The sequence below is a fragment of the Streptomyces sp. SYP-A7185 genome, assembly GCF_046103685.1.
In the GTDB taxonomy this organism is placed as follows: Bacteria; Actinomycetota; Actinomycetes; order Streptomycetales; family Streptomycetaceae; genus Streptomyces.
In genome coordinates this window covers 4705001-4731862 of the sequence record NZ_CP122310.1, presented here as the reverse complement: position 1 = coordinate 4731862, position 26862 = coordinate 4705001, and the positions used below count along the sequence as shown (strand labels likewise).

Genomic DNA, 26862 nt, shown 5'->3' with positions numbered 1-26862 from the left:
AGGGAATCGCTGGGGACATGACAAGTGACCCCAGAGAGCGGCAGCAGCCACCACCCGCCCCGGCGACCGGCTCCGACGAGGAACGTCTCGCTCAGCTCGGTTACAGTCAGGTGCTCGCGCGGCGGATGTCCGCGTTTTCCAACTACGCGGTCTCGTTCACCATCATCTCGGTGTTGTCCGGGTGCCTGACCCTGTACCTGTTCGGCATGAACACCGGGGGCCCCGCCCTGATCACCTGGGGGTGGGTCGGGGTCGGGCTGATGACCCTGTTCGTGGGGCTCGCCATGGCGGAGATCTGCTCCGCCTATCCGACCTCCGCCGGGCTGTACTTCTGGGCGCATCGGCTGGCTCCGCGCCGGACCGCCGCCGCGTGGGCCTGGTTCACGGGGTGGTTCAACGTGCTCGGGCAGGTCGCCGTGACCGCGGGGATCGACTTCGGGGCCGCGTCGTTCCTGGGGGCGTACCTGAACCTTCAGTTCGGGTTCGAGGTCACCGAGGGGCGCACCATCCTGCTGTTCGCCGCGATCCTCGTGCTCCACGGGCTGCTCAACACCTTCGGCGTGCGCATCGTGGGGCTGCTGAACAGCATCAGCGTCTGGTGGCACGTCCTCGGGGTCGCCGTCATCGTCGGCGCGCTCGCCTTCTCGCCCGACTCGCACCAGTCGGCGTCCTTCGTCTTCACCGAGTTCGTCAACAACACGGGGTGGGGCAGCGGGCTGTACGTGGCGCTCATCGGGCTCCTGATGGCCCAGTACACCTTCACCGGGTACGACGCCTCCGCCCACATGACCGAGGAGACCCACGACGCGTCCACCGCCGGGCCCCAGGGCATCGTCCGCTCCATCTGGACGTCCTGGATCGCCGGCTTCGTGCTGCTGCTCGGCTTCACCTTCGCCATCCAGTCCTACGACGGGGCCCGTGAGTCGGCGACGGGAGCGCCTCCCGCGCAGATCCTCCTCGACGCGCTCGGGGCGACCACCGGCAAGCTGCTCCTGCTCGTCGTCATCGGCGCGCAGCTCTTCTGCGGCATGGCGTCCGTCACCGCCAACTCCCGCATGATCTACGCCTTCTCGCGCGACGGAGCCCTGCCGTTCTCGCACGTCTGGCACTCGGTCAACCCGCGTACGCGGACGCCCGTCGCGGCCGTCTGGCTCGCGGCGCTCGGCGCGCTCGCCCTCGGACTGCCCTATCTGATCAACGTCACCGCGTACGCGGCGGTGACGTCCATCGCCGTCATCGGGCTCTACATCGCGTACGTCATCCCGACCTTCCTGCGGCTGCGCAAGGGTGATGCCTTCGAACGTGGGCCCTGGCACCTGGGCCGCTGGTCGCGTCCGGTCGGCATCGTCGCGGTGGCCTGGGTGGGCGTGATCACCGTGCTCTTCATGCTGCCGCAGGTCTCGCCGGTCACCTGGGAGACCTTCAACTACGCCCCGATCGCGGTCCTCGTCGTCCTCGGCTCCGCCGCGACCTGGTGGTTCGCTTCGGCCAGGCACTGGTTCCTGAACCCGGACCACGAGCGGACCGCGGCCCGCGACGCGGCGCGGCGCGGGGCGCCCGAACCGGCCGATCCCTGAGCGCGCGAGGGCCCTCCCGGGCCCGTCGCGGAACGCGCGACGGGCCCGGGAGTCGATACCCGATCGGACCGCCGGGCCTCTCCCGCTATGCTCGGGGGGTGCATCCGCACGGACCGTTAGCTCAATTGGCAGAGCAGTGGACTTTTAATCCATTGGTTGTGGGTTCGAGTCCCACACGGTCTACCGCGCGAGGCCGGGGGGAGAGATCCCCTCTGACCTGCGAAGCGGCGCCCCGATCAGCCGAAGCTGAGCGGGGCGCCGCTTTCGTTTTAGCCCGATCGGACCCTCCTCGCCTGCGCCCCCGCTCCCCCCGGGCGACGCTGGGCCTGCCACGTGGCCGATCCGGAGGTACAGCATGGGTTCCGTACGACGGGCTCTCGTGACGGTGCTCGTGCCGTTGCTGGTCGGCGTCTCGGCTGCCTGCGGCGGCTCCGGCGGCGGTTCCGACCACGCCACCGAGCGCGCCCGCCCGGCGGAGCAGGCCTTCGCGCACCCCGGAGTCCTCGTCAGCAAGGCGCAGCTGGACCGGGTGCGCGCTCACGTGAAGGCGCGCGAGGAGCCCTGGCTGACGGCCTTCCGGCGGATGCGGGACAGCAAGTACGCCGCCGCCGACTACCGGGCCAAGCCGTACGCCGTCGTGGAGTGCCCGCCCGACACCCGCCCCGGCCAGGGCTGCGTCGAAGAACGCGAGGACGCCATCGCCGCGTACACGCAGGCCCTGCTCTGGAACATCACCGGCGACCGCGCGCACGCCGAGAAGGCCGTGCAGATCATGGACGCCTGGGCGCAGGTGATCACCCGGCACACCGAGGCCAACGCGGGCCTCCAGACGGCCTGGGCCGCCTCCTCGTGGGCCCGCGCGGCCGAGGCCGTGCGCTACACCTACGACGGCTGGCCCGACGGCCGGCTCCTGCGCTTCGAGCGGATGCTGCGCAACGCCTACCTGCCCCAAGTGCGCGAAGGTGCCGCCGATTTCAACGGCAACTGGGATCTCCTGATGGCCGACGCGACCATCAGCATGGCGGTCTTCCTGGACGACCACGAGTCCTTCGAGAAGGCGGTGACGCACTTCAGGAGCCGCGTGCCCGCGTACTTCTACCTGACGTCGGACGGCCCGCTGCCGGTCTCACCCGCGGGCAGCGGCATCGACACCCCGGAGAAGCTCCGGACGTACTGGTTCGGGCAGAAGACCTTCGCCGACGGGCTCTCGCAGGAGACCTGCCGGAACTTCAAGCACGCCAGCTACTCCCTCGCGGCCACCGCCCACATCGCGGAGACCGCCTGGCACCAGGGCGTCGACCTGTACGGCGAGGTCAAGGACCGGCTGCGGGCCGCGCTCGAATTCCACTCCAAGTACCAGCTGGGCGCCACGGCGCCGGACTGGCTGTGCGGCGGCAAGGTGCAGCGGGACATGGGGCCCGACACCGAGGTCGGCCTCAACCACCTGCGGGAACGGCTGAAGCTCGACCTGCCGGAGACGGAGCGGCTCACCCGTGAGCGGCGGCCCGAGGGGACGGACGACCTGTTCGTGGCCTGGGAGACGCTGACGCACGCCGAGAACGCCTGACGGCGGGACGGAGCGGCCGGTTCGCTTTCACTCCCCCTGATGGCGTAGAGTTGCATTCAACGGCGCGGGGTGGAGCAGCTCGGTAGCTCGCTGGGCTCATAACCCAGAGGTCGCAGGTTCAAATCCTGTCCCCGCTACTGAAGACCGAAGGCCCGGATCCAGAAATGGATCCGGGCCTTCGGCGTTTTCGCCGCGTCCTTCCCCTCCGCGTCCTTCCCCTCTGGGGGGCCGGGCCCATGACCCGGTCGGCCCACACCGGTCGCCCCTCGCCGCCTCTGCGGGAACCCTGGACTAGTGGGGCAGCGAGGAGGACATGGCGGGGGTGGCGGCAAGCACCGCGACGTGCGGCACGAGCGGGCGCTCGTGCGGATCCTTCCCCTGCTGCTCATCGTCGTCGGGGCGGTCTACGACATGTCGACCCCGCCCGAGTTCACCGCCGCGCCCCTCTTCGCCGCGGCCCCCCTGATCGCCGCGCCCTTCTACTCGCTGCTCAGCACGGCCCTCATCGGCACCTGCTCCTGCGTCGCCGTGCTCGCCCTGCACTTCAAGGCCGACACCAGCACCGACGTCGAGGCCGTCACCGAACTGCTCACGGTGGTGACCGTCGCCGTCCTCGCCGTCCTCATCAACCGCGTCGTCCGCCGCAGCGACGAGCAGCTCGCCTCCGCCCGCTCCATCGCCGAGGCCGCCCAGCGCGCCGTACTGCCTCAGCCCGACCCCCGCATCGGGGGGCTCGACGTGGCGGCGCGGTACGAGGCCGCGGAGGCCGACGCGTTCATCGGGGGCGATCTGTACGCCGTGCAGGACACCCCGCACGGCGTACGCGTCATCGTCGGCGACGTACGGGGCAAGGGCATGGGTGCGGTGGCCGCCGTCGCCGTCGTGATCGGGGCGTTCCGGGAGGCCGCCGAGCAGGAGTCCACGCTGGAGGCCGTGGCGCAGCGCCTGGAGCGGGCGCTGGCGCGCGAGGGCACGCGGCGCGACGGGCTCGACGCCTTCGAGGGCTTCACCACCGCCGTCCTCGCCGAGATCGCGCATGGCGACGGTCTGGTGCGCCTGATCAACCGGGGGCACCCGGGCCCGCTGCTCCTGCACGCCGACGGGCGGCTGTGCGTGCTGTCCGCCACCGAGCCCGCGCTGCCGCTGGGGATGGGCGATCTGGGCGCCTGGCCGGACCGTGCGGACGAGGCGGAGTTCCCGCCGGGGGCGATGCTGCTGCTCTACACCGACGGGCTCTCCGAGGCGCGTGACATCCGGGGCGAGTTCTACAACCCGGCGGCCCGGCTCGGGGGCCGGATCTTCCCGGGGCCCGCGGGCCCGGACGCGCTCCTGTCGACGCTCGTCGAGGAGGTGCGGCGGCACACCGGGGGCCGCGGGACCGACGACATGGCGCTGCTGGCCGTACGGCGACCGTCGGCGATGTCACCGGCCGTGACTGAAGGACACCACTCCGCATAACAACTGACGTACTGTCAAGGACGTGTGAAGCTCCGGTGTGTGAAGAAGTGGGGTCAACTCGCCCCGTTCCTGACCCCCGTGTCCCGATAAGTGCGGGCGATGAGCGTTAACGATCAGTCGGAACAGCTTGGAATACGGCCCCGCTGTCTATTAACGTTCGATAACGCAGCGCGGTCGTCCCAGCCGTCACTCGAGTCGGCTCCGCGCGCACGCGCCTAATCCCGAAAGGGAGCCGGGGAACCACTAATTGGGGTGAATCGGGCTTCTGTGCATCCGTGCCAGATGTTCGTAGGAGACCTTCCTGCTCCGAACCCGTCAGCTAACCCGGTAGGCGAGAAGGAAGGAAAGGAGTGCGCCCCAGTGGCGTCCAACCGCCCTGCCCCCCAAGGGGTGTACGCACCGAACGACGACGCATCCGGTGGGTACGCCGATGAACCCTGGGAGGAATGGAATCCCACCGAGGAGTCCATCCGTCCCGTCCGCGGCAGGCACCGCGTCCACAAGCGGGGCGGCGGCGGACTCGCGCGCAGCTCCACCGTTCTCGGCGTAGGCGTCATAGCCGCCGTCGGCGCCGGCGGCATCGCCACCGCGCAGGGCGGCAAGCCCCCGGTCTCCATCGCGATGCCGGACATGTCGGCGGTCACGGACTCGCTGCCGGACGCGGAGTCGCTGCCTGGCGTCGGGGCCCTGATATCCGACGGCTCGTCCGACGCGGGTTCCGAGGACGCGGGCGTGACGACCGCCGCCGCGCCCCTGAGCGCCGCCGGGCTGAGCACCGCGGACGCCGAGCAGGGCAGCACGGACGCCGGCGAGGCACTGCGGGCCCGCATCATGGAACAGGCCGAGAACCAGCAGGACCAGGCGGACGACGCGGTCCAGAAGGCGGCCGAAGAAGCCGCCGTCAAGGAAGCCGCCGCCCAGGCCGCCGCCAAGCAGTCCGCGGCCGAGAAGAAGATCGCCGCCGACAAGGCCGCGGCGAAGAAGAAGGCCGAAGAGGCCGCGAAGAAGAAGGCCGAGGCGGAGCGCCTGGCCAAGCTCGCGAAGAGCTACACCCTCCCCGTCGCCTCGTACACCCTCACCGGCACCTTCGGGCAGCCCGGTTCCATGTGGTCCTCCGGCTACCACACCGGCCTGGACTTCGCGGCGCCCACGGGCACGCCCATCAAGGCGGTCCACTCCGGCACCATCAAGGAAGCCGGCTGGGCGGGGGCGTACGGCTACCGCACGGTCCTCGAACTGGACGACGGCACCGAGGTCTGGTTCTGCCACCAGTCCTCGATGAACGTCAGCGTCGGCCAGAAGGTCACCACCGGCGAGACCATCGGCCGCGTCGGCGCCACCGGCAACGTGACCGGCGCGCACCTCCACATGGAGGTCCACCCGGGCGGCGACGCCACCGGGGTCGACCCCGCGGCCTGGCTGCGCGGCAAGGGCCAGTCGCTCTGAAGTAGCCCCGGAACACCGGCGGTCCCGGCGACAACCCCCCGACGCCAGGACCGCCGGTTCGGCATGTCCGCACCCTGCGTCCTCTCTGCGCCCTCCCTGCGTCCTCCCTGTCCTCCCTGCGTCCTCCCCGGCGGGCGTCCCACGGGACGGAACCGGGATCCCGCAGTACGGAATGCCGAGTTCCGTGGGGGCGTTGAGTCCCGTATGACTTCTCTCCGCACGCTTGGCTCGTCCGACCTCGAGGTTTTCCCGCTCGCCCTGGGCGGCAACGTCTTCGGCTGGACGGCCGACGAGGCGCAGTCCTTCGACGTGCTCGACGCCTACACCGCCGCCGGCGGCAACTTCATCGACACCGCCGACGTCTACTCGGCCTGGGTACCCGGCAACAAGGGCGGCGAGTCCGAGACCGTCCTCGGCAACTGGTTCGCCGCGCGCGGCAACCGCTCCGACGTCGTGCTCGCCACCAAGGTCGGCGCCCACCCCGAGTACAAGGGCCTGTCCGCCGGCACCATCAAGGCCGGGGCCGAGGAGTCGCTGCGCCGCCTGCGCACCGACTACATCGACCTCTACTACACGCACTACGACGACCCGACCGTCCCGGTCGAGGAGATCATCGGTGCGCTCGACGAACTGGTGACGTCCGGCAAGGTACGCGCCATCGCCGCCTCGAACGTGACCCCCGAGCGGCTCCAGGAGTTCCTCGACTTCTCCGACCGCGAGGGCCTCGCGCGCTACTCGGCGCTCCAGCCGCACTACAACCTCGTCTCGCGCGACACGTACGAGGGCCCGCTCCAGGAGGTCGCCTCGCGCTCCGGCCTGGCCGCCGTCCCGTACTACGCGCTCGCCTCCGGCTTCCTGACCGGCAAGTACCGCCCGGGCACGCAGGTCGACAGCGCGCGGGCCGGGAGCGCGGGCAAGCACCTGGAGACCGAGCGGGGCCTGAAGGTGCTGGCCGCCCTGGACGAGGTCGCCCAGGCGCACGACGCGGAGCTCGCGACCGTGGCCCTGGCGTGGCTCGCCGCGCAACCGACCGTGGCGGCGCCGATCGCGTCGGCCCGTACGGTCGAGCAGCTGCCCGCGCTGCTCGCGGTGGGGGAGCTGGAGCTGACGGGGGCCGAGGTGTCGGCGCTGACGGCGGCTTCCGCCTGACCCGGACGGCCGGGGTTCAGCCCCGGTAGGGGTTGTGCGCGGGGTGGGGCATCGCGGGCTGGACGTACGGATATCCGTAGGGGCCCTGCTGCGGGTAGGGCTGGGGGTAGGCCTGCGGATACGGGTGCGGGTGCGGGTGCGCGTAGGCCGGCGCGTGCGGCTGCGCGTGCACCTGCCCATAGGTCTGGCCGTATGCCTGCGGGTACGGCTGCCGGTACCCGTACGGCGGCGGCATCGGGACCGGTGCCGTCGCCCGCGCCGCGTAGGCGAGGGCGGGCCGGGCGGCCTCGCGGCGCTCCCACAGCGCCTGAAGCAGCTCCCGCTCCCGTACGACGAAGTCGGCGCCCGCCCTGCCCCGGCGCCCGCGGTGCCGCAGGAGCGCGAGGGAGGTCGCGTACGCCTCGTACTCGGCGACCGTGCGGGCCGCGGCCTTGCCCTGGGTGTACGAGGCGTAGTCGCGGGCGAGGGTGCGGGCGCGCATCGTGCCGAGCGCGTACGGCTCGGGCGCGGTGAGCCAGCCCGCGACCACGTACGCGGGCAGTTCGGCGCGCACGGTGCGCAGGCCGCGCTGCCTGACCCAGACGACCAGCCAGGTGAGCAGGCCGAAGGCGGGCAGCATGAAGGTGGCGTACACGGCGAAGAAGCCGAACTGCCCGAAGCTGGCCGAGCCGTTCCACAGGGCGTGCAGGCCCATCGCGAGGAGCAGGCCGCCGAGCGGCAGCAGGACGCGCCGCCAGTTCCGCCGGTCGGCGCTGAGCGCGGCGATGCCGAAGCCGATGCCGGTGAGCACGGTGAAGAGCGGGTGCGCGAAGGGCGACATCACGACGCGCACGAAGAACGTCGCCGCGGTCACGGAGGCGAGGCCGGTGTCGCCGTTGAGCTGGTCGGCGCCGAAGGCGCTGCCGAGATAGAGGATGTTCTCGGTGAACGCGAAGCCGGTGGCGGTCACCCCGGCGATCACCACGCCGTCGACGACGCCGGTGAACTCGCGTCTGCGGAAGAGGAAGACGAGCAGGACGGCCGCGGCTTTCGCGCTCTCCTCGACGATCGGCGCTATGACCGTCGCGCCGAGGGTGTCCGCGCTGGTGGGGTCGGCCGTGGCGGTGGCTATCCAGCGGGTCGCGAAGCTGTTCGCGACGATGGCTATCAGGGCGGCGGCACAGGCCCCCCAGGCGAAGGCGAAGAGGAGATTGCGCCAGGGGCCCGGCTGGACGCGTTGCAGCCAGCGGAAGGCGGCCACCAGGAGCGGCACGGGCAGGGTCGCGAGGCCGAGCCCGACCAGGAAGCCCTCGGTGCCGGTCTGCTCCCTGACCAGGGCCAGGATCACCAGGCCGGACAGGGCGAGCAGCGTCACCAGGGCGGCCGCGCGGATCGCCCCTCGCTGCCACCAGCGAGCGTGTCGCAGCCCGGCGGGCCCGTCGGGGGGCATCGGGTACGGGTGCGCAGAACGGGTGGCCACCCGTTGACCCTAACGAGGGACGGGGGTGGGCCGCGACGGTGCCTCGTGCCGCGTGGCCGGAGTCTCAGCCCGCCTGGCCGGAAGTACGGCGGAACAGCAGGTCATGGACCACGTGTCCCTTGTCCAGGCCCTGGCCCTCGAACCGGGTCAGGGGGCGGAAGGCGGGGCGGGGCGCGTATCCGCCGTCCGCCCGGGTGTTCTCGAACGCCGGGTGCGCGGTGAGCACCTCCAGCATCTGCTCGGCGTACGGCTCCCAGTCGGTCGCGCAGTGCAGCACCGCGCCGGGCTTGAGGCGGGGTGCGGCGAGGTCGAGGAAGTCGGGCTGGATGATGCGGCGCTTGTGGTGACGGGCCTTGGGCCAGGGGTCCGGGAAGTAGACGCGCAGGCCGTCGAGCGAGGCGGCCGGGAGCATCTCGCGGAGCAGGATGACGGCGTCGCCGTTCGCGACGCGGACGTTGTCCAGGCCGTTCCGCTCGGCGAGGCCCAGCAGGTTCCCCTGGCCCGGCGTGTGCACGTCGACCGCGAGGACGCAGGTGTCCGGGTCGTCGGCGGCCATCTGCGCGGTGGCCTCGCCCATGCCGAAGCCGATCTCCAGGACGACGGGGCGCTCGGAGCCGAACAGCTCGGCGAGGTCGAGGGTCCGCTGCCCGTCGATGTCCAGGCCCCACTTGGGCCACAGCCGCTGGAGCGCGTCCGCCTGGCCCGCGGTGACGCGGCTCCTGCGGGGCTGGAAGCTGCGGATCCGCCGCTCGAAGTGGGAGCCCGCGGGGTCGGGCGACGGCCCGTCGGGGAAGCGCGGCTGGCCCTTGGGGCGCGCGGGGCGGGGGTGCTCGGGGGTGGGGTTCGGCTCAGACACAGTGGGGGAATTTTAGTCCCTTGCGCGCCGCCCGCCTGCCCGGCCGTGGTCTCGGCGGGTGGCGTCGTCTGCGGCCACGCGCGGGCCGCTGCGGCGCGCGGGGACTACATGGATGCGAGCACCCGCCGGGCCACCTCGCGGCCGATCGGCAGGGACGCCGTCGCCGCGGGCGACGGGGCGTTCAGCACGTGGACGGCCCGCGCGCCCTCCCGTATGAGGAAGTCGTCGGCCAGCGAGCCGTCCCGCAGGACGGCCTGGGCGCGCACTCCCGCGGCCGCCGGCACGAGATCGTCCGAGGTCACCGCGGGGAGGAGGCGCCGGACTGCGGTGGTGAACGCCTCCTTGGAGAAGGAGCGCCGCAGCTCTCCCGCGCCGTACCTCCAGTGGCGGCCTGCCATGCGCCAGGCTCCCGGCCAGCGCAGCGTCCCCGCGAGCTCCCGCGGGCGGACGACACCCCAGTCGTACCCCTCGCGGGCCAGGGCCGGCACCGCGTTCGGGCCCACGTGGACGCCGCCGCCGATGCCCCGCGTCAGATGCACCCCCAGGAAGGGGAAGGCCGGGTCGGGCACGGGATAGACCAGGCCGCGCACCAGCTCGGGGCGGGCCAGGTCGAAGTACTCCCCGCGGAAGGGCACGATCCGCATCTCGGGGTCGTCCCCGGTCAGCATCGCCACCTGGTCGCACTGGAGTCCCGCGCAGTTGACCAGGACCTTTCCGCGCACCACCGAGCCGTCGGCCGTGCGGACGGCCACCCCGAGCGTCGCGCGGCGGTCGATGCGGACGACCTCGGCGCCGTACCGCACGTCGGCCCCGGAGGCGTCCGCGAGGCGCTCGGCCACCGCGCCGTAGTCACAGATCCCCGTGGTGCCGACCTGGATCGCGGCCAGGCCCCGCACCTCGGGTTCGTACTCGGTGATCTGGGCGGGGCCCAGCTCACGGACCGGGATGCCGTTCTCCCTGCCGCGCTGGACGAGGGCGTGCAGGCGGGGCAGCTCGGACCGCTCCGTGGCGACGATCAGCTTGCCGGTGACCTCGTGCGCGATGCCGTACTCCGCGCAGAACTTGACCATCTCGGCGGCGCCCCGCACGGCGTACCGCGCCTTCAGGGAGCCGGGGCGGTAATAGATCCCGCTGTGGATCACTCCGCTGTTGCGGCCCGTCTGGTGCCGGGCGGGGCCCGGCTCCTTCTCCAGGACGGTGACGCGTGTGCCCGGCGCGGCGCGCGTCAGGGCATACGCCGTCGACAGACCGACGATCCCGCCGCCGATCACCAGCACGTCGCAGTCGTAGGCCACGGCCCGGACCATCCCGCATCACCTCCCACCCCGATAGTGCACTGCGCCACTGACAACGCCCTCAAACCCGGCGAGGGCCGCCGGGTTACGAGGGACGGAAATGCTGTTGCCGTTTCGACGGTGCAAGGGGAGCGAACCATGCCGTGCCCGGGGGTGGGTCACGCGGGGGCCACGAGCAGCGGGCGGGCCCGCTCCCGCAGCTCCACGACCCGCGGCTCGTCGCCGTACGGCTCCAGGCGGTGCAGCAGGTCCTTCACGTACTCCGTGGTCCGCGCGGACGAGATGCGTCCGGCGACCTCCAGGGCGCGTGTGCCCTGCTCGCAGGCCGCGTCGAGGTTCCCCGACTCCAGCTCGGCGACCGCCGACACGACCAGGCGCAGGCCGTGCGAGCGCACGAACTCCTCCGTGGGCCGGGACAGCGCCTGCTCGGTGAAGCGCCTCACCTGGCGGGGCGCCTTCAGGTCGCGGTAGCACTCGGCGGCGTCCGCCGCGAAGCGGTCGTACCCGTAGAAACCGAGCCACGACGGGTCGTTGTCGCCCTCCCTGGCCCGCTCCAGCCATCCCTCGGCCGCGCGGAGGGCCGCTCCGGCCGCCTGGGCGTCGTTGGCGCGCGCGTGGGCGCGTGCCTCGACGAGGCGGAAGAAGCTCATCGTGCGTGCGGTGGCCAGGCCGCGGTTGCGCTCCAGGGCGGCCTGCGCGAGGTCGACGCCCTCGTCGCCGAAGCCGCGGTAGGTCGCCTGGAGGGACATGGAGGCCAGCACGTACCCCCCTAAGGGGACGTCGGCCGCCGCGCGGGCCAGGCGCAGGGCCTGGATGTAGTACCGCTGGGCGGCCTCCTGCTGGCCGGTGTCGAAGGCCATCCAGCCGGCCAGGCGCGTCAGTTCGGCCGACGCCCCGAAGAGCGAGCGGCCCACCTCGTCCGAGTACGAACCGAGGAGCAGGGGTGCCGCCTCGACCCGCAGGCACTCCGGGACCATCGACGAACGCCAGTCACCGCCGCCGTACTTGGAGTCCCAGCGGCGGGCGTCCTCTGCGGCCTCCCGCAGCTTCACCACGTCGCTGTGGCCGACCTTCATGGGCTGGCCGCCGCTCGCGCCGTCGTCGTGGTGGACGAGCTCGCGGGGCTCGTCCAGCGTGACGTCACGGGCGACCGAGCTGTCGGCCGGCGTTATCAGCCAGCGCGAGGCCGGAGTGGCGTACGCGCTCACCGCGAAGGAGCCGGCGAGGGACTGCCAGATGCCGCCGCTGCCCGCGCGCCTGCCCGCCAGGTCGAGGCGGTAGAGCTCGGTCGCCGACTTCACCGCCGCGCCCACGTCACGCGGGAAGGCCAGGCCCACCTCCGGCGCCGGGTCGGCGTCCGCGAGCCCGATCTCGTGCAGCGGGACGGGGCGGCCGAGCTTCTGCCCGATCGCGGCGGCGATGAGGTGCGGGGCCGCGCCCTGCGGCACCATGCCCTTGGACACCCACCGGGCCACCGACGTCTTGTCGTACCGAAGCGTCAACCCGCGTTGGGCGCCGAGATCGTTCACCCGGCGCGCGAGTCCCGCGTTGCTGATTCCCGCGAGGGCGAGAACGGTGCCGAGTTTTTCGTTCGGCCCGCGTTGCTCCCTGGACATGGCCACCCCTCGACACAGACGGCTGCCGGGCGATGGCTTGACCGCGCGGCATTCGTGCTGCGTTCCCTCAGGGGCAGCGGCGTCCGCGACTACGACCGCCGTGGCCGGGAACATCGGCCGCAAGAGCATTTGGCCGAGCCCCCAGGTATATGCCTCCGCGAAAACATCAGCACACACAGCGTAGTTCGCCGAATCCCAAGCGTTAAGAGGCGCAGTTCCGTATGGCGAGATTGTTGTCGGTAGGGAAGCGGGGGAGTGCAGGGGTGTGCTCCCGGTGTGTGGCCGTGCGCCTGCGTGTGCGCTCTTCACCGGCCATAAGGAGGACGCTTCCATTGATGGTGCGTGGGTCGGCCCGCTGCGCTGGAGTCAGCGGGCTGGGGGACACCGCCGCCTCCATCCCCGCGGGCGGCGGACCGGTCCGGGGGGCGAACAGCGCCTCCCGGACTGTGTGTTGCCGTCGACGGTTCCGCCACGCGTGCTTCACTCGCTGAATTGGCCGAAAATCGACCCAGCGCAGTCCGGCCAATGCGCCCCCCCTGCGGGGCAGGGCGTGGTCGTGCCCTTCAAGTACCGCTTCCCCCGGGCAGATTAAGGGGAGCGCGAGCACCCCCGTAGCCACTCCCGCGCGCCTCCTTCGTGGCAGCATGGGACCCCAGTTCTTCGTGCACTGGTTGTCCACAGCCTGTGGAGGCAACGATGCGGTGGTTGGTGGGGTGGAGCAGCACTGCCGCGAGGCCGTCGGTGGTGGGCTCGGCCGGGGCCACCGGTGAGAACGGCGAGACCGTTCATCCCGTGGGCTCCCAACTCCTGTGGGGCGACCCGGATCCGCTCTGGGCGGTGGGCGACTGGCGCGCCGACGAGGTGCGCACGGTCATGGCCGACGAGCAGACGCGCATCGCCGTGCTCGGCACCTGCGGGGCGAGCGACGAGGAGCTGCGGGTCGGGCTCTTCGCGGCCCGCGGCGGCGCCCTGCGGCACCTGACCGCGTGGTCCGGGAGCTACACCGCGGTCGTGCAGGTCGGGCGGCGGGTCATGGTCGCCGGCGACCTCGCGGGCGCGCGCCCCGTCTTCTACACCCCCTGGGCCGCCGGCACGGCCTTCGCGACGGCCGCCCTGCCGCTGGCCGACCTCATCGAGGCCCACCTGGACATCGGCCACCTCGCGGCCCTGCTCGCGGCGCCCGACGTGCCCGAAGCCCTCCAGGACTCGACGCCCTACCAGGGCGTGCGCCGTGTGCCACCGGGGCATGCGCTGATCCTGCGCGCGGGCGCACGGGAGATCGCGGGGTACGAGCACGTGGCGTCCCTCGCCGTCGCCGCTCCCGCGGCCGACGCGGACGACGCGGTGGACGGCGTCCGCGACGCCCTCGTCGAGGCGGTACGCGCCCGCCTGGCCGCCCCGCGGCACGTCCCCGGGGCGGCCGAGGTCGACCCGGGTCCGGTGCCCGGCATGGGCCCGGCCGAGCGGCGCGCGGCGCGCGGGATGCCGGTGCCCGGCATCGGCGCCGACCTCTCCGGAGGGCCCGCGTCCGGCACGCTCGCGCTGCTCGCGGCGGGCCTGCCGGGGATGCCCGGCACGGTCCTCGGCCATGGCACGGGCGCGGGGGAGCGGCTCCTCGCCGTCACCTTCAACGACCTAGCGAGCCACGGCCGGGAGGCCGAGCTGGAGCGGGCGGGCGCCATCGCGGCCAATCCCCGCCTGCACCACGTGGTGGTCGCCGCCGGTGAGGAGGCACTGCCGTACGCGGACCTGGACGGCCCGCTGACGGACGAACCGAGCGCCGCCCTCGTGACGGCCCAGCGCCACCGCGCGCGGCTCGCGTCGGGCAGCGCGGACCACTTCACGGGGTACGGCGCGCGGCAGGTCCTCGACGCGCATCCGGCCCGCCTCGCCGACCTCCTGATGGACCGCAGGCGGCGCCATCTGGTCCGGCCCGTCGCGGCCTTGGCCAAGGCGGACGGGTCGCCGGGCTCCGTCATGGTCCCCGCGCGCGTGTACGGCGCCGCGCGCAAGCTCGCCAGGATGCCCTACCGCGCGGGTGTCGACGCGCTCGCCGACCGCCTCCTCCAGCGCCGCTTCGACGAACCGGGCGGGGCGGTGGGTGCGTCCCTCGCCGCCCTCTCGTGGGCCAGACCGGGGCCCGCCGCGCGGTGGCTGACGGGCGAGGCCCTGGCCGAAGTATCGGTTCGCCTCCAGGACACGACCCTGCGCCCCGGCGCGGGGCCCGGCCAGCGCCCCGGGGAATTCCGGGCCCGCGCGGCGCTCGCCCGGCACGCGGCGGACCTGCGGGTCCTCGAACAGGCTGCCGAGGTGCGGTTCCAGCGTCTGCACGCGCCCTTCCTGGACAACCAGGTGGTCCGGGCCTGCCGCGCACTCCCCGTAGCCCTGCGCGTCCAGCCGGGGTCCCGCGCGTCCATCCTGCGGACGGTCCTCGAAGGCGCCGGAGTGGCCGAACTGCCCGCCGGCTGGGGCGCTCCGTCCCACGCGTCGTCCGCGGCGGCCGCGCGGACGGGCCTGCGGATGGCGGTGGACGACCTCCTGTCCCTCTTCGACACGCCGCTGCTCGCGCAGGCGGGTCTGGTGGAGGCCCGCGTGGTCCGCAAGGCGCTGCGCGCGGCGGCCGAGGGCGAACCCCTGCCGCTGGACGGCCTGGCGGACCTGGTCTCCGTGGAACTGTGGCTGCGCCGCCTGCTGTCCCGCCGCGGCACGTGCTGGACGGGCACCCCCGCGCGGCAGAGGGCCGTGCCCACGGGGAGCGTCGTGCCGCAGCGAGGCGCTCTGGGCGCCGGGCGATAGCCCCCCTCCGTGCCGCCGAGGGCGAGCGGCGGTGCCGTGGAGGGCGAGCGGTCGTGCCGCCGAGAGCGAGCGGTCGTGCCGCTGAGGGCGAGCGGCTCGCCCGGGGAAGGAAATCCCTCGCGCCCCGGCCCGCTCCACCGGCGAGAATGGCCCGGTGCGGTACGGAATCCTGGGCGCCACCGAGGCGTACGACGAACAAGGGGCGCCCCTGCCCGTGGGGGGACGCAGGCTCCGCGCGCTCCTGGCCGCCCTCGCGCTGCGCACCGGCCGCACCGTCCCCGTGGACACCCTCATCGCCGAGGTGTGGGCCGAGGACGAGCCCCCGACCGACGCGCCCGCCGCCCTCCAGGCCCTCGTCGGCCGCCTGCGCCGGGCCCTGGGCAAGACCGCCGTCGCATCGGACCCCGGCGGCTACCGCCTCACCGCCGCCCCCGACGACATCGACCTGCACCGCTTCGAACGCCTCGTGCGCGACGGCAGGTCGGCCCTCGGCCGGGGCGACCCGCCGTCGGCCGTCCGCGTTCTGGGCGAGGCGCTCGCCCTGTGGCGCGGGCCCGCGCTCGCCGACCTGCCCGACCGCAGCGCCGCCACGCGCCCCGAAGCCCTGCGCGCCGAGGCGATCCGCGCCCGCGTCGAGGCGGAGCTGCTCCTGGGCCACGCCTCCGACGTCGTACCGGAACTGCGCGAACTCACCGCCGCCCAGCCGTACGACGAGGCGCTGCGCGCGCTCCTGATCCGCGCCCTGCGTGACGCGGGCCGCGGCGCCGACGCCCTCACCGCGTACGAGGACGCGCGCCGCACGCTCGCCGACGGGCTCGGCACGGACCCCGGACCGGAACTGCGCTCCTTGCACGTGGAGTTGCTGGAACCGGCGGCCGGGGCGACGAGGCATATGGCGGGCGGGCCCAAGCGGTCCAAGCGTCCGGAGCGGCCGGAGCGTCCGGAGCGGCCCAAGCATCCGGAGCGGCCGGAGCGGAAGGGGAACCTCCGGCCCCGTCTGACCTCTTTCGTCGGGCGGGAACCCGAACTCGCCGCCATCCGTTCGGACCTACGACGAGCACGCCTGGTCACCCTCACCGGACCGGGCGGCTCCGGCAAGACCCGCCTCGCCGAGGAAGCCGCCGCCGGGCATCCGCAGGCATGGCTGGCCGAGCTCGCCCCGCTCGACCGCCCCGAGGCCGTCCCGGGCGCCGTCGTCAGCGCCCTCGGCCTGCGCGAGACCGTCCTGAAGACCAGCGAGCTGACCACACCGCAGAGCGACCCGGTCGCCCTGCTCGTCGAGTACTGCGCCCCGCGCGGCCTGCTCCTGCTCCTTGACAACTGCGAACACGTCATCGGCGCCGCGGCCGACCTCGCCCAGGCCCTCCTCACGCACTGCCCGGACCTCACCGTCGTCGCCACCAGCCGCGAACCCCTGGGCGTGCCCGGCGAGTTCGTCCGCCCCGTCGAGCCGTTGCCGCCCGACCCGGCACACCGCCTCTTCGCCGAGCGCGCCCTGGCCGTGCGCCCGGACTTCGACCCGGAGGAGGACGCCGGGGCCGTCGCCGAGATCTGCCGCCGCCTCGACGGCCTGCCCCTGGCCATCGAGCTCGCCGCGGCCCGCCTGCGCCTGCTCGCCCCCCGGCAGATCGCCGACCGCCTCGACGACCGCTTCCGCCTCCTGACCAGCGGAAGCCGGACGGTCCTGCCCCGCCAGCAGACCCTGCGGGCCGTCGTCGACTGGTCCTGGGACCTCCTGGAGGAGCCCGAGCGGACGGTCCTGCGCGAGGTCTCGGTCTTCGCGGGCGGCTGGGACCTCGCGGCGGCCGAGGCGGTCTGCACCGGACCCGCCGCCGACCTCATCGGCTCCCTGGTGGACAAGTCCCTGCTCGTCGCCGAGCCCACGGCCAGGGGCGACATGCGCTACCGCATGCTGGAGACGATCCACGAGTACGCGTCCGAGCGCGCCGCCGAGACCCCGGACCTGCGAGCCGCCGCGGGCCGCCGCCACACCGCGTACGTCCGCGCCCTGGTCGAACGGGCCGAGCCCCTGCTGCGCTCGGCGGACCAACTCCCCTGGATCCAGCGCCTGGAGACCGAGCTGGACAACATCCGCGCGGCCCTGCGGCGCACGATCGACTCCCGGGAGGCCGGGGACGCCCTGGCCATCACGCTGGCCACGGGCTGGTTCTGGTGGCTGCGGAACTACCGCAGGGAGGCCACGGAGTGGACCACCCGCCTCCTGCGCCTCGCACCGCCGATGCCGCCCGACGGGCCCGACGGCGCCCCCGACGGCGGGGACGATCCCCTCCACTGGTCCTGGATGAGCCTGCGGCTGCTCGCCTTCTTCCTGGTGGCCGAGGACAGGCCGGCGGACCTCTTGGAGGGCGACGGCAAACGCGAGGAGGCGCGGCGGGTGCGGGACGCCTTCGCGCGCCCTGGCCCGGCCGCGGCCCGCTTCCCCGGGCTGATCTGGCCGTTCACCGGCTACTTCCTCGACGGGAAGGACGCGGAGCGGCCCGTCATGGACGACGTGGTCGCCAACTGCCGTGCCCACGGCGGCGACTGGGAGGTCGGCGTCAGCCTGATGTTCCGCGCGCACCAGGCCGTCGACGCCCCGGGGAACCTCGCGGGCGTGGACGAGGACCTCGCCGAGCTGCGGGTCCTGAGCAGACGCGCCGGCGACCGCTGGATGCGCGCCCAGGTGTCCAGCGCGGCGGGCGAGGCCGCGATGGCCCGCGGGCGGTACGAGCAGGCGCGCGCCGAGTACGACGAAGCACTGCGCCTCGCGTACGAGGTGGGCGCCTACGCGGAGACGCCGTTCCTCATCGTCCGCCTCGCCGAGGTGGCGTACCGCGAGGGCGACCGCGCCCTCGCGGAGAAGGCCCTCGACGAAGCGGCGATCGAGGCCGACCGGTACGGCGTCGCGGACGCACGGGCGTTCCTGCGGCTGATGCAGGCCCAGCTGGCGCTGGACGCGGGGGACGTGGCCGAGGCCCGCGCCCGCTTCGAGGCGTCCCGCGCCGACGCCGAGCGCGGGACACCGCCGCCGCAGTTCACCGCGGACCTCAAGCGCCTGGAAGCGACGGTCGTGGCCGCCGAGTCCGGCCCGGAGCAGGCGCTGCCGCTGCTCGCCGAGGGGCTGCGCGCCGCCGTGGAGAGCCGGTGCGCGGAGCTGGTCGTGGCGGCGCTCGTGGACACCGGGGCCGCCTTCGTGGGACGGCTCGGGGACCATGCGCGCGCGGTCCGCCTGCTGGCTTTCAGCACCCGGTTGCGGAACGGCACCGCGCGCCCGATGCCGGAGCGGACCGCGGCCGAACAGGCCGAGACCGCGGCGCTGGCCGCACTCGGCCGCGAGCGGTACGCGGCGGAGAGCGCCGCGGGCGCCGCGTTCACCGCGGCCGACGCCTTCGCGGCCCTGAGCTGACCCGGGCCGGGCCGGGACCTACGTACAGCGGAAGCGCGACTGCGCCCAGTCCGCGAGCGCGGCCGTGTAGAACGACGAGTGGGGCTCGACGACCAGGCGGATCGTCTTGCGCCCGGTCAGGTTCACCTGCACCGGCACCGCCGGGTCCCCGCCCTTGATCATCGGTGACCGCCACAGCCGCGCGCCGTCCCCGAAGACGGAGAACCGCACCTTTCCGAGGCCCATCGTCATGTCGTCGACCCCGACGACCGCCTCGTACGAGGAGCAGGCGCGGTTCAGGTCGATCGTGACGGAGGACTGGCCGTGGACGGTCACGCCGTGGCCGTATTGCCTGTCCGCGATGGACATGCCGGACCGCTGCCAGACCCAGCTGCTCTCGCCCAGGCGCATCTCGGGCTTGGTGCCGTCACCCACGACGCCGTACCGCAGCTCGCTCCACTGGTAGACCGCCGGGGCGGGTGGCGGCGGAGGCGGCGGCTTGGGCTTCGGCTTCGACGGTGTGGGAGTGGGCGTCGGCTTCGGCTTCGGGGCCGGCGGCTTCGGCTTCGGCGTGGGCTCCGGCGTCGGGGCCGGCTTCGGCTCGGGGGCGGCCTTCGAAGGCGGAGGCTTCGGCTTCGACTCCGCGACCGGCTGCGCGGGGTCCGGCCTCGGCTTCGGCTTCGGGTCCGGGGGCGGGTCGTTCGGCGCGGCCGGTTCCGCGGCCGGCGGCTTGCCGGCGCTCGGCAGGTCCTTGGGCTCGCCCCCGCCCGCGGTGAGAGCCAGCGCCACGGCGGCCGCGGCCGCCACGACCACACCCGCGGCGATACCGGCCTTCGCGGGCGCGCCCAGGCCTTCGGCGGCGGCGCCCCCGCCCGCCGCGCCACCGGACGAACCGCCGCTCGCCGCCGCCGCGCCCGCCGCACCGGCGCCCGCGGCACTCGCGGCGCCACCGCCGACGAGGGCGGCCACCTTCGCGTACCCGGCTGCGCCGAACCAGCCGATGACCGCGATCGGCACGACACCGGGGATGCCGTTGGCGACTTCCTTGATCTGGCCCGCGGCCAGGCGGCACTTGGCGCACTCCTCCAAGTGCTTGCGCAGGCCGCGCTCGGCCCGGGTGCGCAGGCTGCCGCGGGCGTAGGCGCCGAGCCGGTCGGCGTACCGCGCGCACTCCTCGTTCTCGGCGAGGGTGGTGCTCACGTGGGCCTGGAGGTAGGCCTCCTTCAGGCCTTCGCGGGCCCGCTTGGCGAGCACGCGGGTGCCGTTGGCGTCGAGCCCGAAGAGGGTGGCGACGTCACTGGGCGACTCGTCCTCGATCTCCGTGTGCCACAGCACGGCCTGCCACCGCTCCGGAAGGCTCCGGAACGCCTGCATGGCCATGGACTGCTCGGCCTCGTGCATGGCGCGCACGTCCGCGCCCAGGTCCAGGGTGTCGCCGTCGGAGACCTCGGAGCCGCGCGCGGCCTGCGCGGCGAACACCGCGAAGTCCTCGACCAGTTGCTCCCGCTTCGCCGACTTCGTCCATCCGGCGGCGACGCGGCGCACCGTGGTGAGGAGGTAGGCGCGCACCGCGTGCTCGGGCCCGCTGCCGCCGCGGACCGCCTGGAGCATCCGGGCGAAGACCTCGGCCGTGAGGTCGTCGGCGGTGTGGGCGTCACGGCAGCACGTGCGGGCATACCGGCGGACGGCTTCGGCGTGCCTGCGGTACAGCTCCTCGTAGGCGGTGTCGTCGCCCGCCCGCATCCGGGTGATCAGATCGCTGTCCGGCGGCGGGACCTCCCCGGCCGCTCCGGTCTCGGCCGGCAGGAAAGGCACCGCGGCGTCGGCCCTGACGCCTTCGCGCTGCGGCGGAACACTCGGATCCGGGCCGCCGGGGCCACCACCGGCCACGGACCGGCCTTGGTTCGGCACCTGCGGATGAGACGGTTCTGCGGCCTCATCACCCAAGGCGGAGGACGCGTCGTCCCGCCCGTCACCACTCATCGCGGAAGCCCCCGCTTGCACACTCAGACCCGGCCATCCGGGAAAGAGTGCCACAGGGTCCGGCCACGACGGCCGGCGATGACGGTCAACCACCCTTCCGGGGTGACTTCCCGTATCCGAGCTCTACCGTTCACCCATTCGGGGAAGGCTCAACCTCCGTGCTCACGCCGGACGTTGAGCCACCCCCGTGAGGGATGTGTGCGGATCCCGTGGTGCTCAGACCGAAGGGCGCGAGCGCAGCCCTTCGAGCAGGATGTCGAGCAACCGCGAGGACGCCGCCGCCTGCTGGGCCGCGTCCGGCAGCGAGGGCGCCGCCGTCGCTATCACCAGGAGCACGTCCGACACGGTCACGTCCGCGCGCAGCTCGCCCGCCGCCCGTGCCCGCTCCACGAGCCGCCCGACGACGTCGAGGAGCGCGATCGCCCCCGGGTCGACGGCCGACTCCTCGGCCGGGGCCGAGCGCTGCTCGACGAGCCGCAGGTCGGGTCCTGCCGGAGCCGCCTGCCGCTGCTGCGGCACCCGTGCCTCGTCCTCCCGGGCCCCCGCCACTTCGTCCGCGACGCCCACGCGCAGCACCTGCGGCGGCAGGAGCCGCCCGGCGCCGGACGCGACGGACGTCCGCAGGAAGCGCGAGAGCGCCGACCACGGCTCGTCCTCCTGACCGAGCGCCGAACGCGCCTGGTCGGTGAGCCGGGAGGTCTCCTCCTCGGCTATACGCCGCACCAGCACGTCCTTGCTGGGGAAGCGACGGTAGACCGTGCCGACGCCGACCCGGGCACGCCGGGCCACGTCCTCCATCGGCGCGCCGTAACCCAGCTCGCCGAAGACCTCGCGCGCCGCGCGAAGCACGTGCTCGAGATTGCGCTGTGCGTCCACCCGCAGCGGCGTCGAACGCGGTCCGTCCCCCATGCCGCGTCCGTTCCCGCTGGTGGCGACGGCTGACGCCGACGCCGTGCCGGAAGTCCAATGAGTTTCCTGAATATGCATACGCGTTCCCCCGGTAATGACGTCTCCCCCCGGAGACACTCCCCGCCATCGACAACCGGAGCGTGAGGAGCAAGCCCGAATCCCGGATCCCGTATCCGGACCCGACGAGCGCATCCCCCGACACCCCGACGACACACGAACATAGTTGAGCCAGAGTCAATTCAGAAGAGGCGGGTTCCGCACGGAGCGCCCCCCCGATCGGAGTACGCACCGATTCCGACCTGATTGCACCCCCGCACTTCCCCCCTCCCCACCCCGCTGACCTGCACACTCTCCATGCACCTCGCCGCAGCCCCGTCGGCGCGTCGCGCACCGCTCCCGGTCACACAAATTGCTGAGGCTGTGGACAAACTCAAGAGCTGGGTGCGTCATGGGATGGTGAAGGAACCTGTGCGCATTCTCGTTGTGGGCGGCGGATACGTCGGCATGTACACCGCACTGCGCCTCCAGCGGAAGCTGAAGCCGGAGCTGAAGCGGGGCGAAGCGGAGATCGTGGTGGTGACGCCCGATCCCTATATGACCTATCAGCCGTTCCTGCCCGAAGCGGCGGCCGGCTCCATCTCGCCGCGCCACGTCGTGGTCCCGCTCCGCCGTGTCCTGGACAGATGCCGGATCGTCATCGGCGAGGTCGAGGCGGTCGACCACGCCAAGCGCACGGCCTCCTTCACCACCCTCGCCACCGCGGACGAGGGCTCGGGCCCCGTCGAGATCACGTACGACGAGATCGTCCTGGCCCCGGGATCCATCTCGCGCACCCTGCCCGTCCCGGGCCTCGCCGAGTACGGCGTCGGCTTCAAGACCGTCGAAGAGGCCATCGGCCTGCGCAACCACGTCATCGAACAGATGGACATCGCCTCGTCGACCCGCGACCCCGCGGTCCGCGACGCGGCCCTGACCTTCGTCTTCGTCGGCGGCGGGTACGCGGGCGTCGAGGCGCTCGGCGAGCTGGAGGACATGGCCCGCTACGCCTCGCGGTACTACCACAACGTCAAGGCCGAGGACATGAAGTGGATCCTCGTCGAGGCCTCCGGGCGGATCCTGCCCGAGGTGGGCGAGGAGATGGGCAAGTACACCGTCCGTGAGCTGCGGCGCCGCAACATCGACGTACGCCTGGAGACCCGCCTCGACTCCTGCGAGGACCGGGTCGCCGTCCTGAGCGACGGCTCGCGCTTCCCCACCCGCACGGTCGTGTGGACCGCGGGCGTCAAACCCCACCCGGTGCTCGCCGCGACCGACCTGCCGCTCAACGAACGCGGCCGCCTCGACTGCACCGCACGGCTGACGGTGAAGGGCACCACGCACGCGTGGGGCGCCGGAGACGCGGCGGCCGTCCCCGACGTCACGGCCGAGGGACCCGGCAAGGAGTGCGCCCCCAACGCCCAGCACGCCGTACGCCAGGCCAGGACGCTCGGCGACAACATCGCCGCCTCCCTGCGCGAACAGCCCCTCAAGGAGTACACGCACAAGTACGTGGGCTCGGTCGCGTCCCTGGGGCTGCACAAAGGCGTCGCCCATGTCTACGGACGGAAGTTGAAGGGCTACCCTGCCTGGTTCATGCACCGCGTCTACCACCTGAGCCGCGTGCCCACCGTCAACCGCAAGTCCAGGGTGCTCGCCGAATGGACCCTGTCCGGCCTGTTCAAACGCGAGATCGTCTCCCTGGGGTCGCTCGAGCACCCGCGTGCGGAGTTCGAACTCGCGGCCGGGGGCAGAAGCCCGAAGGAGTCCTCCTGACCGGAGGCAGGAACTCCCCGCACGACACCGGCGTCTGACGGATGTCAGTCCGGTCGGCCAGACTGTTCGTGTGACCATGGGCGGGCCAGGACCGCCGGAAATCCCCGCCCGATCCAGAAGCGACATCACGAGGCCTACCGCAGTGAACTTCACGCGCTGGAGCGCCCGGCTCCCCGGAACGCAGCGCCGCGCCGCGGCGCGCACCGACCTGGCGGTCTCCCCGCCACAGCGAGCCGAAAGCTCCGTCCCTGCGGCGCGCGCCGAGGGCGGCCAGGAGGGCACCACCCTCACTCCGGCCGCCGCCGGCGTCGACGAACTGCCGACCCGTGAGGTGCTCGACCGCATCCCGGCCCTCGTCGCCCTGGTGCACGGCCCCGAGCATCGCATCGCCTACGTCAACGACGCGTACGCCACCGCGTTCGGCGAGCGCCCCGTGGGCGAACCCGCCCGCGACGCGCTCCCGGAGCTGGCGGAGCTGGGCCTGCTGCCCCTCCTGGACCAGGTCCTGCGCAGCTCCAAGCCGCGCACGGTCAAGTCCCGCAAGGCGGCGAGCGGCCGGTCGTACACCTTCACCTGCACCCCCGTGACGCTCCCCGTGAGCGGCCTGGACGCGGAGCTCAAGGACGACGGGATCCTGGTCTTCGCCGCCGACGTCACCGACCACGCCGAGGCCGCCGAGCGGCTGCGGGCCAGCGAGCGCACCCAGCGCGAGACCGCCGTCACCCTGCAACGCTCACTGCTGCCCCAGGAGTTGGAGCAGCCGGACGACCTGCGCATCGCCGCCACGTACCAACCGGGCGGCACGGAGACCGCGGTCGGCGGCGACTGGTACGACGTGATCACCCTCGGCGGCGGCCGGACCGCCCTCGTCATCGGCGACGTCATGGGCCGCGGCGTCCGCGCGGCGGCCGTCATGGGCCAGCTCCGCACGGCCGTGCGCGCGTACGCCCGCCTCGACCTGCCCCCGCACGAGGTCCTCCAGCTCCTGGACGGACTCGCCGCGGAGATCGACGCCAGCCAGATCGCCACCATGGTCTACGCCGTGCACGACCCGAACGAAGGCAGCCTCGTCTACGCCTCCGCGGGACACCTGCCGATCCTCGTCCGCGACGAGGGCGGCACGATCCACCGCGCGGAGGAGCCCACGGGCCCACCGCTCGGCACCGGCGGCTGGCTGCACACCTCGGGCTCGGTCCCGCTGGGCCCCGGCTCGACCGCCGTCCTCTACACGGACGGCCTGGTCGAGCGGCGCAGCGAGGACATCGACGAAGGCGTGGCCTCCCTGGAGCGCGCCCTCGCGGGCGCCACCGGCACCCCCCAGGTGGTGTGCGACAGGCTGATCCGCGCCCTGGGGGTGACCGCCGACCACGACGACGACGTGGCGGTCCTGGTCCTCCAGCACCCGGCCCGCACCGGCCTGGACGCCGAGCTGTTCCGGAACGCCGCCCTGGAGCTGCTCGGGGGAGTGGAGGCGGCGCCACGCGCGCGTGCCTTCGCGACCGGCGTCCTGGCCAGCTGGCGCTTCCCGCCCGAACTGCACGACCTGGGCGTCCTCGCGGCCAGCGAACTGGTCGCGAACTCCCTCCAGCACGGCACTCCGCCGATGCGCCTGCGGCTGCGCCGCACGGACCGGCGGCTGATCATCGAGGTCACGGACGGTGACGACCACCTGCCGCGCCGCCGGCGCGCCGAGCCCGGGGACGAGGCGGGACGCGGCATCGCGATCATCGCCACGATCGCCTCGAACTGGGGCTCACGGCGCACACCGGGCGGCGGCAAGGCGGTCTGGTGCGAGTTCGCCCTGCCGCGCGGGTAGTGCCTTAGGAGTTCGCCGGCACGGGCTCGGGGGCGCTCTGCGCGACCACCCGGCTCTTCGCCACGTACGGCTGGTTCTGGAGCGGGGTGAGCTGCTTGCCGAGCCGCACGGCGAGCACCGTGATGCCGAGCGAGAACAGCAGGAACGTCACGATGTACGGCCCGTGCAGCGCGGCCCCCATCGGACCGCCGACCGCGGGGCCGACCGCGAGCGCCAGCTGCTTCACCAGGGCGAACGCCGAGTTGTACTGACCGACCATCCCGGCCGGCGCCAGATCGGCGACCAGCGGCGCGACGGTCGGCGACAGCATCGCCTCACCGAGCCCGAAGAGCGCGTACGTCGAGATGAACGCGGCGGTCGCCATGGCCTGGCTGCCGTGCCCGAGCCCCGCGTACCCGGCCGCGAGCCACGCGACGGCCCAGATCAGACCGACGGCGGCGATCACCCGCGAGCGCTTGCGGCGCTCGACGAACTTCAGGACGGCGAACTGCGCGACGACGATCACCGCCGTGTTGGCGGCGAGCGCGATGCCCAGCGTCGACGGCGAGATCCCGGCCGCCTCCACGCCGTACGCGGACAGGCCCGACTCGAACTGGCCGTAGCAGGCGAAGAACAGCACGAAGCCGAGCACGCACAGCTGCACCATCGCCTTGTGCCGGAGCAGCGCCCGCAGACCGCTCTGCGGCGCGGAACCGTCCTTCGGCACGGCGTCCTGGATGGACGGCGCGTGCGGCAGCCGCACGGTGACGACGATCGCGGCGAGCACCAGGAACATCACGGCCTCGACGGAGAACAGCGTGATGAAGCTGCCCGGGTCGTGCTCGTCGACGATCTGGCCGCCGATGAGCCCACCGATGCCGAGGCCCAGGTTCTGGAGGAAGAACTGCATGGCGAAGGCGCGCGTGCGCGTGGTGGGCGTCGAGCACCAGACGATCATCGTGGCGAGCGCCGGTTGCATCACCGCCGTACCGGCACCCAGCAGGGCCGCCGACACGATCGCCGTCGCCTCACTGTTCGCGAAGCCCAGGGCGAGGGCACCCGCCGACGCGGTCAGCGCCGCTCCCATCAGGACGGGGAGCGGGCCGCGACGGTCGATGACGCGCCCGGTGACGGGCAGGACGATCAGCGCGGCCATGGCAAACGCGGCGAGCACGATGCCCGCCGTACTGGCCCCCAGATCCCGCACCTGCGCCACGTAGACGTAGAGGAACGGAACCGTGAACCCGACGCCGAACGCGCTGAGCGCGCTGCCGACCTGAATACGACGCATCGCTGCGCCCATCGCCCTGGTCACTTCCACCTGCCTTAGGAGTGAAGACTTCGAAGCTAAAGTTAGAGTCTAAACAATACACACAGAAGAACTTCAATGCCAAGTGAGGTCGTGCCATACTGCGGCCATGGGTGACACTCCCGGCCCCAGTGAGCCGACTCTCGAAGAGCAGATCGCCGCCTACCAGCGGGAGTTCCAGGACCTCGACCCCCAGGTCGAGCAGATCGTCTCGGCCCTCGGCCGCCTCAACCGGCGCATGAGCGTCGCCTACGGGCGGCAGACCGCGACCCTCGGCATCAGCAACGCCGAGTGGGAGGTCCTCAAGGCACTGGTCCTCTCCGGCGCCCCGTACCAAATGGGCCCCGGCGAGCTCGCCAAAGGCCTCGGCCTCACGCCGGCGGCCATGACCCACCGCATCGACCGCATGGTGGCGGAGGGCCTGGTGACCCGCGACCGCGACGAGAACAA

Annotated in this window: 17 protein-coding genes, 2 tRNA genes and 1 riboswitch (1 of these 20 running past the window's edge); of the genes, 12 read left to right on the top strand and 7 right to left on the bottom strand. The window is 73.1% G+C overall.

Features of this window, described 5'->3' with window-relative positions:
• Positions 1–17: 17 nt before the first annotated feature.
• From QBL25_RS20665 to QBL25_RS20635, 7 genes are all read left to right on the top strand, one after another.
• A complete protein-coding gene (locus tag QBL25_RS20665; protein ID WP_409058514.1) occupies positions 18–1577 on the top strand; it encodes an amino acid permease in 1560 nt (519 codons plus the stop codon).
• 110 nt (positions 1578–1687) lie between these two features.
• Positions 1688–1760 (top strand) — tRNA-Lys (locus QBL25_RS20660).
• A gap of 172 nt (positions 1761–1932) precedes the next feature.
• Positions 1933–3144 carry an alginate lyase family protein gene (locus QBL25_RS20655; protein WP_409058513.1) on the top strand — a complete coding sequence of 404 codons (1212 nt, stop codon included), beginning with the start codon at positions 1933–1935 and terminating at the stop codon, positions 3142–3144.
• Between the two features lie 63 nt (positions 3145–3207).
• Positions 3208–3281 (top strand) — tRNA-Met (locus QBL25_RS20650).
• A 157-nt stretch (positions 3282–3438) separates the two neighbouring features.
• Positions 3439–4602, top strand: coding sequence for a PP2C family protein-serine/threonine phosphatase (locus QBL25_RS20645; RefSeq protein WP_409058512.1), 1164 nt, complete (start codon positions 3439–3441; stop codon positions 4600–4602).
• A gap of 202 nt (positions 4603–4804) precedes the next feature.
• A riboswitch (cyclic di-AMP (ydaO/yuaA leader) is annotated at positions 4805–4951 on the top strand.
• An 11-nt stretch (positions 4952–4962) separates the two neighbouring features.
• Entirely contained in the window at positions 4963–6048 is a 1086-nt protein-coding gene (locus QBL25_RS20640) for a M23 family metallopeptidase (protein WP_409058511.1), read from the top strand.
• A 204-nt stretch (positions 6049–6252) separates the two neighbouring features.
• Positions 6253–7197, top strand: a complete 945-nt coding sequence (locus QBL25_RS20635; protein WP_409058510.1) for an aldo/keto reductase — start codon at positions 6253–6255, stop codon at positions 7195–7197.
• A 16-nt stretch (positions 7198–7213) separates the two neighbouring features.
• Here the strand turns inward: QBL25_RS20635 and QBL25_RS20630 are convergent, their stop codons facing one another.
• The 4 genes from QBL25_RS20630 to QBL25_RS20615 all read right to left on the bottom strand — a co-directional run bounded on the left by QBL25_RS20630 (position 7214) and on the right by QBL25_RS20615 (position 12423).
• Positions 7214–8626, bottom strand: coding sequence for a PrsW family glutamic-type intramembrane protease (locus QBL25_RS20630; protein ID WP_409062724.1), 1413 nt, complete (start codon positions 8624–8626; stop codon positions 7214–7216).
• 94 nt (positions 8627–8720) lie between these two features.
• Positions 8721–9512 (bottom strand): tRNA (guanosine(46)-N7)-methyltransferase TrmB, encoded by a 792-nt coding sequence (gene trmB, locus QBL25_RS20625; protein WP_409058509.1) that lies wholly within the window; start codon positions 9510–9512, stop codon positions 8721–8723.
• A 104-nt stretch (positions 9513–9616) separates the two neighbouring features.
• The gene (lhgO, locus tag QBL25_RS20620; RefSeq protein ID WP_409058508.1) at positions 9617–10819 is read right to left on the bottom strand and encodes an L-2-hydroxyglutarate oxidase; all 1203 of its coding nucleotides are present in this window, start codon (positions 10817–10819) and stop codon (positions 9617–9619) included.
• Between the two features lie 146 nt (positions 10820–10965).
• Positions 10966–12423 (bottom strand): MFS transporter, encoded by a 1458-nt coding sequence (locus QBL25_RS20615; RefSeq protein ID WP_409058507.1) that lies wholly within the window; start codon positions 12421–12423, stop codon positions 10966–10968.
• 696 nt (positions 12424–13119) lie between these two features.
• On the opposite strand from QBL25_RS20615, the gene QBL25_RS20610 reads away from it, so the two are divergent.
• Positions 13120–15219, top strand: coding sequence for an asparagine synthase-related protein (locus QBL25_RS20610; protein ID WP_409058506.1), 2100 nt, complete (start codon positions 13120–13122; stop codon positions 15217–15219).
• A 154-nt stretch (positions 15220–15373) separates the two neighbouring features.
• The gene (locus tag QBL25_RS20605; protein ID WP_409058505.1) at positions 15374–18625 is read left to right on the top strand and encodes an AfsR/SARP family transcriptional regulator; all 3252 of its coding nucleotides are present in this window, start codon (positions 15374–15376) and stop codon (positions 18623–18625) included.
• 18 nt (positions 18626–18643) lie between these two features.
• Here QBL25_RS20605 and QBL25_RS20600 read toward each other — a convergent pair whose 3' ends face one another.
• Together QBL25_RS20600 and QBL25_RS20595 are read right to left on the bottom strand one after the other, a co-directional pair.
• Positions 18644–20587 (bottom strand): sigma-70 family RNA polymerase sigma factor, encoded by a 1944-nt coding sequence (locus tag QBL25_RS20600; RefSeq protein ID WP_409058504.1) that lies wholly within the window; start codon positions 20585–20587, stop codon positions 18644–18646.
• Positions 20588–20803: 216 nt separating this feature from the next.
• On the bottom strand, positions 20804–21574 hold the full coding sequence (locus tag QBL25_RS20595) for a TetR/AcrR family transcriptional regulator (RefSeq protein WP_409058503.1): 771 nt from the start codon (positions 21572–21574) through the stop codon (positions 20804–20806).
• Between the two features lie 375 nt (positions 21575–21949).
• On the opposite strand from QBL25_RS20595, the gene QBL25_RS20590 reads away from it, so the two are divergent.
• Together QBL25_RS20590 and QBL25_RS20585 are read left to right on the top strand one after the other, a co-directional pair.
• A complete protein-coding gene (locus tag QBL25_RS20590; RefSeq protein ID WP_409058502.1) occupies positions 21950–23308 on the top strand; it encodes an NAD(P)/FAD-dependent oxidoreductase in 1359 nt (452 codons plus the stop codon).
• A 142-nt stretch (positions 23309–23450) separates the two neighbouring features.
• Complete coding sequence (locus QBL25_RS20585; protein ID WP_409058501.1) at positions 23451–25124, top strand: SpoIIE family protein phosphatase; 1674 nt, start codon at positions 23451–23453, stop codon at positions 25122–25124.
• A 4-nt stretch (positions 25125–25128) separates the two neighbouring features.
• On the opposite strand, the gene QBL25_RS20580 is transcribed toward QBL25_RS20585, so the two are convergent.
• On the bottom strand, positions 25129–26406 hold the full coding sequence (locus QBL25_RS20580) for an MDR family MFS transporter (protein WP_409062723.1): 1278 nt from the start codon (positions 26404–26406) through the stop codon (positions 25129–25131).
• Between the two features lie 115 nt (positions 26407–26521).
• Here QBL25_RS20580 and QBL25_RS20575 point away from each other — a divergent pair, with 115 nt between their 5' ends.
• Positions 26522–26862, top strand: the 5' portion of a protein-coding gene (locus QBL25_RS20575) for a MarR family winged helix-turn-helix transcriptional regulator (RefSeq protein WP_409058500.1). The gene runs 208 nt beyond the window's last position; the window shows 341 of its 549 coding nt (coding positions 1–341); its start codon is at positions 26522–26524; the stop codon falls past the right edge of the window.

Excerpts from the sequence above, each read along its gene's own strand:
- QBL25_RS20665 (WP_409058514.1), top strand. The coding sequence starts at position 18 with ATGACAAGTGACCCCAGAGAGCGGCAGCAGCCACCACCCGCCCCGGCG.
- QBL25_RS20630 (WP_409062724.1), bottom strand. The coding sequence starts at position 8,626 with ATGCCCCCCGACGGGCCCGCCGGGCTGCGACACGCTCGCTGGTGGCAG.
- QBL25_RS20590 (WP_409058502.1), top strand. The coding sequence starts at position 21,950 with ATGGTGAAGGAACCTGTGCGCATTCTCGTTGTGGGCGGCGGATACGTC.
- QBL25_RS20635 (WP_409058510.1), top strand. The coding sequence starts at position 6,253 with ATGACTTCTCTCCGCACGCTTGGCTCGTCCGACCTCGAGGTTTTCCCG.
- QBL25_RS20600 (WP_409058504.1), bottom strand. The coding sequence starts at position 20,587 with ATGAGTGGTGACGGGCGGGACGACGCGTCCTCCGCCTTGGGTGATGAG.
- QBL25_RS20580 (WP_409062723.1), bottom strand. The coding sequence starts at position 26,406 with ATGGGCGCAGCGATGCGTCGTATTCAGGTCGGCAGCGCGCTCAGCGCG.
- QBL25_RS20610 (WP_409058506.1), top strand. The coding sequence starts at position 13,120 with ATGCGGTGGTTGGTGGGGTGGAGCAGCACTGCCGCGAGGCCGTCGGTG.
- QBL25_RS20615 (WP_409058507.1), bottom strand. The coding sequence starts at position 12,423 with ATGTCCAGGGAGCAACGCGGGCCGAACGAAAAACTCGGCACCGTTCTC.
- QBL25_RS20595 (WP_409058503.1), bottom strand. The coding sequence starts at position 21,574 with ATGCATATTCAGGAAACTCATTGGACTTCCGGCACGGCGTCGGCGTCA.
- QBL25_RS20655 (WP_409058513.1), top strand. The coding sequence starts at position 1,933 with ATGGGTTCCGTACGACGGGCTCTCGTGACGGTGCTCGTGCCGTTGCTG.
- lhgO (WP_409058508.1), bottom strand. The coding sequence starts at position 10,819 with ATGGTCCGGGCCGTGGCCTACGACTGCGACGTGCTGGTGATCGGCGGC.